The organism is Neisseria benedictiae, assembly GCF_958267435.1.
In the GTDB taxonomy this organism is placed as follows: Bacteria; Pseudomonadota; Gammaproteobacteria; order Burkholderiales; family Neisseriaceae; genus Neisseria; species Neisseria bergeri.
The window spans coordinates 77,261-89,616 of record NZ_CATQFV010000078.1 but is presented as its reverse complement, the minus strand read 5'-3'; the positions used below and the strand labels follow the sequence as shown (position 1 = coordinate 89,616).

At 54.5% G+C, this 12,356-nt stretch carries 11 protein-coding genes; 7 read left to right on the top strand and 4 right to left on the bottom strand.

Features of this window, described 5'->3' with window-relative positions; all coding sequences use genetic code 11:
- The first annotated feature begins 3 nt into the window (after positions 1-3).
- On the top strand, positions 4-807 hold the full coding sequence (locus tag Q3O12_RS10455; RefSeq protein ID WP_301670348.1) for a LicD family protein: 804 nt from the start codon (positions 4-6) through the stop codon (positions 805-807).
- An 81-nt stretch (positions 808-888) separates the two neighbouring features.
- The gene (gene ilvE / locus Q3O12_RS10450) at positions 889-1,887 is read left to right on the top strand and encodes a branched-chain-amino-acid transaminase (RefSeq protein ID WP_301670347.1); all 999 of its coding nucleotides are present in this window, start codon (positions 889-891) and stop codon (positions 1,885-1,887) included.
- Between the two features lie 184 nt (positions 1,888-2,071).
- On the opposite strand, the gene fabI is transcribed toward ilvE, so the two are convergent.
- From fabI to pgi, 3 genes are all read right to left on the bottom strand, one after another.
- Complete coding sequence (fabI, locus tag Q3O12_RS10445) at positions 2,072-2,857, bottom strand: enoyl-ACP reductase FabI (RefSeq protein WP_002223367.1); 786 nt, start codon at positions 2,855-2,857, stop codon at positions 2,072-2,074.
- 154 nt (positions 2,858-3,011) lie between these two features.
- Entirely contained in the window at positions 3,012-3,833 is an 822-nt protein-coding gene (gene dapD, locus Q3O12_RS10440; RefSeq protein WP_118847082.1) for a 2,3,4,5-tetrahydropyridine-2,6-dicarboxylate N-succinyltransferase, read from the bottom strand.
- Positions 3,834-4,044: 211 nt separating this feature from the next.
- Entirely contained in the window at positions 4,045-5,688 is a 1,644-nt protein-coding gene (pgi, locus tag Q3O12_RS10435; RefSeq protein WP_301670346.1) for a glucose-6-phosphate isomerase, read from the bottom strand.
- Between the two features lie 317 nt (positions 5,689-6,005).
- Here pgi and Q3O12_RS10430 point away from each other — a divergent pair, with 317 nt between their 5' ends.
- The 5 genes from Q3O12_RS10430 (at position 6,006) to Q3O12_RS10410 (ending at position 10,569) form a co-directional block, all read left to right on the top strand.
- Positions 6,006-7,325, top strand: coding sequence for an MFS transporter (locus tag Q3O12_RS10430; protein ID WP_301670381.1), 1,320 nt, complete (start codon positions 6,006-6,008; stop codon positions 7,323-7,325).
- Positions 7,326-7,566: 241 nt separating this feature from the next.
- The gene (gene pilG, locus Q3O12_RS10425) at positions 7,567-8,799 is read left to right on the top strand and encodes a type 4 pilus assembly protein PilG (RefSeq protein ID WP_096109151.1); all 1,233 of its coding nucleotides are present in this window, start codon (positions 7,567-7,569) and stop codon (positions 8,797-8,799) included.
- A gap of 73 nt (positions 8,800-8,872) precedes the next feature.
- Positions 8,873-9,733, top strand: coding sequence for a prepilin peptidase (locus Q3O12_RS10420; protein ID WP_301670345.1), 861 nt, complete (start codon positions 8,873-8,875; stop codon positions 9,731-9,733).
- Position 9,734: 1 nt separating this feature from the next.
- On the top strand, positions 9,735-10,367 hold the full coding sequence (gene coaE, locus Q3O12_RS10415) for a dephospho-CoA kinase (RefSeq protein WP_301670343.1): 633 nt from the start codon (positions 9,735-9,737) through the stop codon (positions 10,365-10,367).
- Complete coding sequence (locus tag Q3O12_RS10410; protein ID WP_301670342.1) at positions 10,360-10,569, top strand: DNA gyrase inhibitor YacG; 210 nt, start codon at positions 10,360-10,362, stop codon at positions 10,567-10,569. Before coaE ends, Q3O12_RS10410 begins: the two co-directional genes overlap by 8 nt.
- 84 nt (positions 10,570-10,653) lie before the next feature.
- On the opposite strand, the gene pilB is transcribed toward Q3O12_RS10410, so the two are convergent.
- Complete coding sequence (pilB, locus tag Q3O12_RS10405) at positions 10,654-12,330, bottom strand: type IV-A pilus assembly ATPase PilB (RefSeq protein ID WP_301670341.1); 1,677 nt, start codon at positions 12,328-12,330, stop codon at positions 10,654-10,656.
- Positions 12,331-12,356: the final 26 nt, after the last annotated feature.

The following is a 12,356-nucleotide window of genomic DNA, read 5'->3' as shown; positions in this document are numbered from 1 at the left end:
TAAATGAAAAAATTGACACTCAGGGAACAACAGCTCGTCTGCCTCGACATTTTGGACGATTTCCACGCCCTGTGCGAACGGCACGGCATCCGCTATTCGCTCGGCGGCGGCACACTGATCGGCGCGATACGCCACCAAGGCTTCATCCCTTGGGACGACGACATCGACGTTTATATGCACCGCGACGAATATCAAAAATTTGTCGGCGTTTGGCAAAAAACCGCGCACCCGCACTATTTTTTGGAAACCGCCGAAGACATCCGCGCCCGACATACCGGGGAAATGGCAAAAATCTTCGACCCGCGTGCAGAACTCATCGACGCATACGGCAAAAAAAGCCCTTTATTTATCGACATTTTCATTTATGACGGCGTGCCGAACGAGCCAAAAACCATTTTCCGTATGATGAAAAAACACCGCCGCATCAAGCTGCGCTTTTCTTCCTGCAAAAAAAGGTGGCTGAAGGCAAAAGAAGGCAGCCTGAAACACAAAATCCTCGGCAGCCTGAGCCGTTTCCTGTTCGACAAAATGACGCGCAACCTGCAACAGTTCCAAACCGCCTACCCGATTCGGGAATGCGGTTTCATCGGTTTGGTTTTGTCCGACTACGGCGGCTGGCGGAAATCCTATATGCCCAAAAAATATTTCGACAGCGTCGTCTATAAAACATTCGAGGGCAGGCAGCTTCAAGTGATGAACGGCTACCACGAACACCTGACGCAATATTACGGCGACTATATGCGGCTGCCGCCCGAAGAAGAACAGAAACCGCACCATACGTCCGAAGCATACCTGTTGTCCGAATGAGCGCGGCCGGCAGATTGTCATCCGTCCCCGATACGGATTAAAATGTCCGGATACATATCCGAACAAGAAAGGCTTTACATCATGAGCAGACCCGTACCCGCCGTATTCGGCAGCGTTTTTCACAGTCAAATGCCCGTCCTCGCCTACCGCGAAGGCAAATGGCAGCCGACCGAATGGCAATCTTCGCAAGACCTTACCCTTGCACCGGGCGCGCATGCCCTGCATTACGGCAGCGAATGCTTTGAAGGCTTAAAGGCCTTCCGTCAGGCAGACGGTAAAATCGTGCTGTTCCGCCCGACTGCCAACATCGCGCGTATGCGGCAAAGTGCGGACATCCTGCACCTGCCCCGCCCCGAAACCCAAGCTTATCTCGATGCTTTGGTTGAATTGGTCAAACGTGCCGCCGATGAAATTCCCGATGCGCCTGCCGCCCTGTACCTGCGCCCGACCTTAATCGGTACCGATCCCGTTATCGGCAAGGCCGGCTCTCCTTCCGAAACCGCCCTGCTGTATATTTTGGCTTCCCCCGTCGGCGACTATTTCAAAGTCGGCTCGCCCGTCAAAATTTTAGTAGAAACCGAACACATCCGCTGCGCCCCGCACATGGGCCGCGTCAAATGCGGCGGCAACTACGCTTCCGCGATGCACTGGGTGCTGAAGGCGAAAGCCGAATACGACGCAAATCAAGTGCTGTTCTGCCCGAACGGCGACGTACAAGAAACCGGCGCGTCCAACTTTATTCTGATTAACGGCGATGAAATCATTACCAAACCGCTGACCGACGAGTTTTTGCACGGCGTAACCCGCGATTCCGTACTGACGGTTGCCAAAGATTTGGGCTATACCGTCAGCGAACGCAATTTCACGGTTGACGAACTCAAAGCTGCGGTAGAAAACGGTGCGGAAGCCATTTTGACCGGTACGGCCGCGGTCATTTCCCCGGTAACTTCTTTCGTGATTGACGGCAAAGAAATCGAAGTGAAAAGCCAAGAACGCGGCTATGCCATCCGTAAGGCGATTACCGACATCCAGTACGGTTTGGCAGAAGACAAATACGGCTGGCTGGTTGAAGTGTGCTGATGCTTTAAACAAAAAAATGCCGTCTGAAACCCGTTTGACGTTTCAGACGGCATTTTCGCGTTCGGACCGTTTCCGCCACGCCTGCCGCAAGTCGGGCATTTCTCTGGAAATACGCTTCAGACGGCAAACCGCCGCCCGAAACCGATACGCGGCACGGACGGCGCACGGATTTGAAAACGGCGGATTATCCCTCGGTGCTCAAGGCATTGATGCTGTAACCGCCATCAACGTAAGTGATTTCGCCGGTAATGCCGGACGACAGGTCGGACAGCAGGAAGGCGGCGGTATTGCCGACTTCTTCGATGGTAACGTTGCGGCGGAGGGGATTGTGGGCGGCGACGTGTCCCAAGAGTTTGCCGAAATCGGCGATGCCGGAGGCGGCAAGCGTTTTAATCGGGCCGGCGGAAATGCCGTTGCAGCGGATGCCTTCTTTGCCCAAACAGGCGGCGGTAAAGCGGATGCCCGCCTCAAGGCTGGCTTTTGCCATACCCATCACGTTGTAATTCGGAATCGCGCGCACCGCGCCCAAGTAGCTCAGGGCGACGATGGCGGAGTTTCTGCCGCGCATCATCGGACGGGCGGCTTTTGCCAATGCGGGCAGGCTGTATGCGGAAATTTCGTGTGCGGTGTTGAACGCTTCGCGGCTGATGCTGTCGAGGAAATCGCCGCTCAAGGCTTCTTTCGGCGCGAAGCCGATGGAATGCACCAAACCGTCCAAGCCGTCCCAATGTTTGCCCAAATCGGCGAACACTTGGTTGATTTCGTCGTCGCTGGCGACATCGCAGCGGAACACGAGTTCGGAATCCAATTCCGCCGCCATTTTGCGGACGCGCTCTTCCAGTTTGTCCACAACGTAGGTAAACGCCAGTTCCGCGCCTTGTTCGCGGCAGGCTTTGGCGATGCCGTAAGCGATGGAACGCTCGGAAATCATGCCGGTAATCAGAATTTTTTTGCCTTGCAGAAAACCCATTTTGTATCCTTCAAATAGTGTTCGGTTCGTTCTAAACCGTTGATTATAGCAAATTGTCCCTGTTTCTGTGTTTTCACGTTGCAGCGTGCAAACGGCAATGCCGTCTGAAGCGGATTTCAGACGGCATTGGACGTTTCAAATACGGTTTAAGGCATCAGATGCCGCGCAACAATTCGTTCACGCTGGTTTTCGCACGGGTTTGCGCATCCACGCGTTTGACGATGACGGCGCAGTAGAGGCTGTGGCTGCCGTCTTTGGAAGGCATACTGCCGGACACGACAACCGAACCGGCCGGTACGCGGCCTTGATAAATTTCGCCGGTGGTGCGGTCGAAGATTTTGGTGGATTGACCGATGAACACGCCCATCGAAATCACGCTGCCTTCTTCGACAATCACGCCTTCGACGATTTCGGAACGCGCACCGATGAAGCAGTTGTCTTCAATGATGGTGGGTGCGGCCTGCAGGGGTTCGAGTACGCCGCCGATGCCGACACCGCCGCTCAAGTGCACATTTTTACCGATTTGCGCGCAAGAGCCGACGGTCGCCCAAGTATCAACCATCGCACCTTCGTCAACGTATGCGCCGATGTTGACGTAAGACGGCATCAGCACGACATTTTTCGCCACAAAGCTGCCGCGGCGCGCAACGGCACCGGGTACGGCGCGGAAACTTGCGGCGCGGAACTCGTCTTCAGACCAGTCGGCAAACTTGGTCGGCACTTTGTCAAAGTATTTGTTCACGCCGTCGTTGAGGACTTCGTTGTCTTGGATGCGGAAGGACAGCAACACGGCTTTTTTCGCCCATTCGTTGACTTTCCACTCGCCCACGCCCAAGCGTTCGGCGACGCGCAATTTGCCGGAATCGAGCTGGCGGATGGTTTCCAACACGGCTTCTTTGACTTCGGGAGCAACAGTGGACGGGGTGATGTCCGCGCGGTTTTCAAAGGCGGTTTCGATGATGTTTTGCAAAGACATAATGTTTCCTTATGTGAGATGTTTCGTGGGACGCTTGCCGGTATTTTCAGGCAGTATGTTCATTTGAAATGAATGCGCTATTGTGCCACGCAAACGCATATTCGTCAGCAATACGCGGGCGGTTGCCGAACATTGGCATTCCGGAATCGGGCGGGCGGCAGGCATATGTTGTTTTCCGCGCCCGAATCAATACAGAAAGGCGGCGGTACTTTTATGCCGCGCCGCCGCCTTTCAGACGGCATTCGCGGTAAAACGCCATCAGCCCTTCGGTCGAGGCATCGTGTACGGACGTTCCGCCTTCCAGTTCGCCGATGATGGTTTTCGCCAACTGTTTGCCGTACTCAACCCCCCACTGATCGAAGGGGTTGATGTTCCAGATTACGCCTTGTACAAAAGTTTTGTGTTCGTAAGCCGCCATCAGCATACCCAGATTGTAGGGCGTGAGGCGGTCGAGCAGGATGCTGTTGCTGGGGCGGTTGCCGGGGAACTCTTTGTGCGGCGCAAGGCGTTCGCGTTCCGCTTCGGGCAAATCTGCCAACTCGGCGCGGGCTTCGTCCAAGGTTTTGCCTTTCATCAGGGCTTCAGCCTGTGCAAAGGCGTTGGCAACGGTAAAACGGCTGCGTCCGTCCTCCACGCCCTGCGCCGTCATCGGGACGATAAAGTCGCAGGGAATCAGGCGCGTGCCTTGGTGGAGCAGTTGGAAATAGGCGTGCTGGCAGTTGACCCCTTCACCGCCGAACACGATGCCGCCCGTTTTGCACGCGGCGGGACTGCCGTCTGAAGCGCGGCTTTTGCCCAAACTCTCCATATCGAGCTGGTTCAGCCACGCCAGCAGCAGGCGCAGGTTGTGGCTGTACGGAACGGCAGTCTGCCCATCCGCGTGCTGGAAATTGTTATACCACACGGCAATCAGTGCCATTAAAACGGGGATATTATGACGCGTCGGCGTACTGAAAAAATGCCTGTCCATCGCGTGCGCCCCCGCCAACAATTCCCGAAAACACGCCCCGCCGACGGCGACCATCACAGGAAGCCCGACAGGCGACCAGACGGAATAGCGTCCGCCCACCCAGTCGTACATCGCAAACACACGTTCCGCCGCAATGCCGAAACTTTGCGCCGCTTCCGTATCGGCAGACACCGCGCAAAAATGGCGCGCCGTTTCGGATTCCGAAAACCCCGCACCGCGATACCACGCCTTGACCGCCTGTGCATTGAGCAGGGTTTCCGGTGTTTTAAAGGACTTGCTGGCAACGCAAAACACCGCCGTTTCAGGGTTCAGACGGCATAAAACCGCATCCAGGCAGGCAGGGTCGGCGTTGGCGGCAAAATGGACGGCAATATGCCGTCTGAACGGCTCGAGTGCCTGCACGCACATTGCCGGCCCGAGGTCGGATCCGCCTATGCCGATGTGGACAAAATCCGTAATCCGTTTCCCAGTTATCCCCTGATACGAACCGTCGTCCAAACTGTGTGCAAACTTCAACGCACGATTTAACTCGCGGCGGATTTCGGGCAACACGTCCCTGCCGTCCACATAAACGGCATCCGCACCGTCGGGCAGGCGCAACGCCGTGTGCAGCGCGGCACGCCCCTCGCTGCCGTTGACTTTCGCACCCGTCTGCAAATCATGCATTTTCCGTCCGAGCCCTGCCGCATCTGCAAGGTTACAGAGCAGTTGAAGCGTATCTTCCCCAAGCCGGTTCTTGCTGTAATCGAACAACATGCCGTCCAAACGTTCGTGCATACGGTCAAAGCGGTCCGGTTCGCAGGCAAAGCGGTCGCGCAAAAGGACATGACGCGTATCCTGATAATGGCGTTCGAGCGCATACCATGCACGGGTAAAAGCATTCATCTGTTTTCCTTGATTTTTCAGAACCGGATTAAAATGTAGCAGAATGTAGTTTAACAAACGGCAGCGGCTTTGGCGAATCACGGAAACACTACGCCCCGCTTTCAGACGGCAGTAGAATTGATTTTTATCAAGCAGGATACCGATGAAGGTGCAGGATGCAAAAAACTTGTGCTATTCTTTGTAATCAAATGAAAGACGGGGGTTATCGTCTGTAAGATACCTACAAGATGCCGCACGACGGCGCGGTTGGCAAAAGAAAGCGGCACACCGCTTCGCAAATTGTTGTTTCTTCCCATTTTCCTCAGGAGCAGGTCGATATGAAGGTTTCCCCACAAACGGCAATGACGCTTCGCCAAATCATGCTGATGAACTTCGGATTCTTCGGCATCCAATACAGCTTCGGTTTGCAGCAGACCGCCATCAACCCCATCTTCAGCTTTCTTCAGGCCGACCCCGCACAACTGCCCGTCCTCAATATGGCGGGCCCGATTACCGGACTGCTCGTGCAGCCCATCATCGGCGCGATGTCCGACCGCACTTGGATACCCGGCCTGGGTCGCCGCCGTCCGTATTTCCTCATCGGCGCAATCGGGTGCAGCCTCTGCCTCTTCATCTATCCGCACGTTACCGCCCTGTGGGTCGCCGTCATGCTGCTCTGGCTGCTCGACATCAGCAACAACACCGCCATGGAACCTTTCCGCGCCTTCGTTGCCGACACCGTTCCCGAGAAACAGCAGCCTACCGGCTTTCTGATGCAGTCCGTGTTTACCGGATTGGGCATCACGCTGGCAAACGTCTCCCTCTACATCTTCCAACAAATCGGCTGGCTCAAACAAACCTCCGAAGCAGGCATCCCCTACTGGGTATTCGGTTCTTTCTACATCGGCGCGGCCTGTTCCATCGGCTCGGTGCTCATTACCATCCTCTCCACGCAGGAAAAAATGCCCACAGGCAAAGAAGCCGCCGAGCTGAAAGCCAAAACGGGCAATCCCTTTGGCGCAGTCAAAGACATCTTCGCCGCCATCAAAGAAATGCCCAAAACCCTGTGGCAGCTCGCCCTTGTGTACCTCTTCCAGTGGTACGCCCTCTTCATCTACTGGCAATACATCTCCCACAGCATCGTCCAATCCGTCTGGCACTCGACCGCCGCCGACAAAGCCGCCTACGAACAGGCAGTCGCTTGGACGGGTCTGGTCAACGGTTTCTACAACATCGTAACCTTCGTTTCCGCGTTTGGACTGATGTGGCTCGCACGCAAATACGCCGCCAAATACGTCCACGCCTTCGCCGTTTCCCTTGCTGCCGCCGCACTATTGGCAATTCCCCATATTTCCGACAAATACCTCATGTTCGCACCCATGATCGGTTTCGGTGTAGGTTGGGCAAGCATGATGGGCGTGCCGTTCATGATTGTCGTCAACTCCATCCCCAAAGCGCGTTACGGCGTGTACATGGGCATCGTCAACATGATGATCGTCATCCCCATGCTGATCGAAACCGTAACCTTCGGTTGGGTTTACAACACCTTTCTCGGCGCGGATCCCGCCAACGCCATGACCTTTGCCGGCATTTTCCTCGCCGTCGCCGCCGTCCTGACGCTGGGCATCAAAACCAAAGGCAAACCGTCCGAATCCTGACGAATCCCGCCCCTGCCGTGCCGTCTGAAGGCAGCCGCCCTGCAAACGGCAGCCGGCCAGATTAATTACAGGCGAATAAATGCCGGACAGCCGCCTAATAAGGTATAATCGCATCCGATTCCGTCCCGTTTGCCGCCCGCAGGCGGGATGTCGGCGGTTTCCATCTTACCGGGAACACGCCGATACTGTTTTTTAACGATATTTCTTACATTTTATTCCAATTACTTTACGGGGCTAGAATATGGCTAAAAATGGGGGATTTTCTTTGTTCGCAAAGAAAGAAAAACGCTTTATCTTTGAAGGCAGGCATTCCGCCTCCGACAAACTGGTCAACGGCGAAGTATCTGCGTTTACCGAAGAAGAGGCGCGCAAAAAACTGGCCAAACGCGGCATCCGCCCGTTGCAGGTTACCCGTGTGAAAACAAGCTCCAAGCGCAAAATCACACAAGAAGACATCACCGTCTTCACCCGCCAGCTGTCCACGATGATCAAGGCGGGCCTGCCGCTGATGCAGGCATTTGAAATCGTGGCACGCGGACACGGCAACCCGTCTATGACGGAAATGCTGATGGAAATCCGCAGCAATGTGGAACAGGGCAGCACGTTGAGCCGCGCATTCTCGAACCACCCGAAATATTTCGACCGCTTCTACTGCAACCTGGTTGCGGCGGGCGAAACGGGTGGCGTGTTGGAAAGCCTGCTGGACAAATTGGCAGTCTATAAAGAAAAAACCCAGGCCATCCGCAAAAAGGTAAAAACCGCACTGACCTATCCAGTATCCGTCATCGCCGTCGCCATCGGTTTGGTATTCGTGATGATGATTTTCGTACTGCCTGCCTTTAAAGAGGTTTACGCCAATATGGGCGCGGAGCTTCCCGCACTGACCCAAACAGTGATGGATATGTCCGACTTTTTCGTCTCATACGGCTGGATGGTGCTGATCGCACTGGGCTTTGCTATATACGGCTTCCTTAAATTGAAGGCGCGTTCGATTAAAATCCAACGGCGTATGGATGCCATACTGCTGCGTATGCCGATTTTCGGAGACATTGTCCGCAAAGGGACGATTGCCCGCTGGGGCAGGACGACGGCGACGCTGATTGCGGCAGGCGTGCCTTTGGTCGATGTATTGGACTCCACTGCCGGCGCGGCGGGCAATTTAATCTATGAAGAAGCCACCCGGGAAATCCGTACGCGCGTCATCCAAGGTCTGTCTATGACTTCCGGGATGCGTGCAACGGAACTGTTTCCCAATATGATGGTGCAGATGTCATCTATCGGCGAAGAATCGGGTTCTTTGGACGATATGCTCAACAAAGCCGCCGAATTTTATGAAGACGAGGTGGACAATGCGGTCGGCCGGCTGTCCGCTATGATGGAGCCGATCATTATCGTGATTTTGGGCTTGGTCATCGGTACGCTCCTGGTGGCGATGTATCTGCCGCTGTTCAACTTGGGTAACGTGGTCGGCTGATTTGCCGCACAGATCCGGCGCGGATTCGCTCTGCGCCGGTTTGTTTTTGTTTTGAATACATTGAGAACAAAATATGTCTGATTTGTCTGTATTGTCGCCGTTTGCCGTACCTTTGGCAGCAGTTTTCGGTTTATTGGTCGGAAGTTTCTTAAACGTCGTCATTTACCGCGTGCCGGTCATGATGGAACGCGGCTGGACGGTATTTGCCAAAGAACATTTAAACCTGCCGCTGACCGATGAGGAAAGCCGCACCTTCAACCTGATGAAACCGGATTCCTGCTGCCCCAAATGCCGCGCACCGGTACGCGCGTGGCAGAATATTCCGATTGTCAGCTACCTGCTCCTGCACGGCAAATGCGCCTCCTGCCAAACCAAAATCAGCATACGCTACCCCTCTATCGAGCTGCTGACCGGCGTATTGTTCGGGCTGGTCGCCTGGCAATACGGCTGGTCTTGGATTACGCTGGGCGGATTGGTACTGACCGCGTTTCTGATTTCCCTGACCTTTATCGATGCGGACACCCAATACCTACCCGACTCGATGACATTACCCTTAATTTGGCTGGGGCTGATATTTAATTTGGACGGCGGCTTCGTGCCTTTGCAGTCTGCCGTTTTAGGTGCGGTTGCCGGCTATGGTTCGATATGGCTTTTATGCGCGGCATATAAACTGATTAAAGGCGAAATCGGTATGGGCAACGGAGATTTCAAACTGATTGCCGCATTGGGCGCGTGGCTCGGCATATCCGCATTGCCCGTGCTGATTTTTGTTTCCTCGCTGATCGGTTTGGTCGCGGCAATCGTTATGCGCGTCGCCAAGGGGCAGCATTTTGCCTTCGGCCCCGCACTGACAGTTTCGGGCTGGATAATTTTTACGGCAAACGATTCCGTATGGCGGGCGGTCAACTGGTGGCTGACCCATCCGGTGCTGTAAGATGACGGTATGGGTCGGACTGACCGGCGGAATCGGCAGCGGCAAATCGGCAGCCGCGCAATGTTTTGCCGATTTGGGCGTGCCGCGCATCGATGCGGACGCGGCGGCGCACTCGCTGACGGCTTCAGACGGCATCGCCCTGCCGGAAATCAGGCGGCTGTTCGGCGACACCGTTTTCGACACACAGGGTTTGTTGCGGCGCGACATATTGCGTAAAGAAATCTTTGCCTCCCCATCGCGAAAAGCCTTGCTCGAATCCGTGATGTTGCCGCTGATTTTCTTAGAAATCAAAAAACAGCAAGAAACCTTTACCGATGCGGCTTACGGCATTGTCGAAATTCCGCTGCTGACGGAAAAGCGTCAATTTATCAGCCTGATACGGCGTGTCCTGACCATAAGCGCACCTTTGGAAAAACGTATCGGCAGGGTGATGGCCCGCAGCGGGCTGACGCGCGGCGAGGTGGCGGCCGTCATCAGCCATCAGGCATCCGAATCCGAACGCCTGCTGCTTGCAGACGATGTGCTGCTCAATGACGGCAGCCTCAAAAGCCTGCGTGATAAAACAATGCGCCTGCACACGTTTTATTCAGGAATTTTCGCCTTAAAACCAACACAAGGAAAACACAATGGCTGAGTCGCGGCAAACACGCCTCCAGGTCGAATGTCCGACCTGTCAAACGGCAGTAGTATGGGAACCCGAAAACGCATTCCGCCCCTTCTGTTCGCAACGCTGCAAACTGATCGACTTGGGCGGATGGGCAGACGGGAAATATACGGTTTCCGGCCAAACGGAAAGTTTGCCGGAAATATCCGAACCCGACGGAGCATACCGCTGACCGCCCCTCCTTCCCGGCAAACACCCTGAAAGTCAAATGCCGTCTGAAACAAACACGCTTCAGACGGCATTTTCATTCTCAAACCTAATCGTTGGTATTTGCCGTTACCTCTTCCAATGAAGTAATGCCCTGCATAACTTTCAAAATACCGGCCCGGCGCAAATCCACCATACCCTCCTTATAGGCAACGTCCAAAATATCCACTTCCGTACCGTTGTTCATAATCACACGCTGCATTTCTTCGCTGATGGGCATAACCTCATACACGCCCGCACGCCCTTTATAACCCTGCCCCCGGCAACGGTCGCAACCGACGGCGCGGTAAAGTTTCCAATCTTTTGCAAGGTCCTCATCGGTGAAGCCGACTTCCTTCAAAGCAGAGGCAGACGGACGTTCCACTTCCTGTTTGCAGCTCGAACACAGCCTGCGTAAAAGACGCTGCGCCATAATCAGGCTGACCGAACTGGCAATATTAAACGGCGCGACACCCATATTCAGCATACGCGACAACGTCGCCGGCGCATTATTCGTGTGCAGTGTGGAAAACACCATATGCCCTGTTTGTGCCGCCTTAATCGCAATATCGGCAGTTTCCAAATCACGAATCTCACCGACCATAATGATGTCCGGGTCCTGACGCAGGAAAGACTTCAAAGCAGCGGCAAAAGTCAGACCCTGCTTATCATTGACGTTAACCTGATTGATGCCTGGCAGGTTAATCTCGGCAGGGTCTTCCGCCGTTGCAATATTTACCGACTCCGTATTCAAAATATTCAAACAGGTATAGAGCGACACCGTCTTACCCGAACCCGTCGGACCGGTTACCAGCACCATCCCGTAAGGACGGTGAATCGCCTCCAACAACAATTTTTTCTGAAACGGCTCAAAACCGAGCTGGTCGATGTTCAAAGACGCGGCATCGGAATTCAAAATCCGCATCACAACCTTTTCGCCAAACAGCGTCGGCAATGTGCTGACACGGAAATCGACAGGCTTGCCACCCTTTTGAAAGGTCAGCTGCATCCTGCCGTCCTGCGGTATCCGTTTTTCGGAAATGTCCAAACGCGACATTACCTTAATCCGGGAAGCAAGCTGCCCCCTTACCGCAATGGGCGGCTGAACCACCTCGCGGAGCTGCCCGTCCACACGGAAACGGATACGGGCATTATGTTCGTAAAACTCAAAATGGATGTCTGATGCCCCGCTGCGCAAGGCATCAGACAAAGTTTTATGGATAAACCTCGGAACAGGGCCGTCCTCAGCCTCCTCATTGTCAATATACAGGGTGTGGCTTTCCTCTTCCTCCTGCCCCTCCCCAAGCTCCTGAAGCAGCGATGTCGAACGCGAACCCACCCAATCGAGCAAACCCGCCAACTGGTCATCCTCGACAATGACCAACTCAACCTCAATCCCTGTGGCAGAAACGGTTTTCTGAATTTGCGGCATCTGTGTCGGATCCGAAACCGCAAAAAATACTTTGTTGCCCCGACGGAAAACCGGCACACAGTGGAACTCCACCATCTGCTCTTCCGTCAATATACCCATCAGCACCCTGTGGCGCGGATAGTAGCGCAAATCGAAAACCGAATAACTGAACACCCTTGCAATCAATGCCGCAAGCGACTTGGGCGAAATGACGCCGTCTGAAAACAGTATCGGCAACACTTCCTTACCCGCCTGCGACTCCTTGTAGTAATGCTCGGCCTGCTCAACAGTAACCACCTGGTTTTGAACCAGAATCCTCAGCAAACCTACGCTCATACGACCTTATCCCCAAATTTATTCAT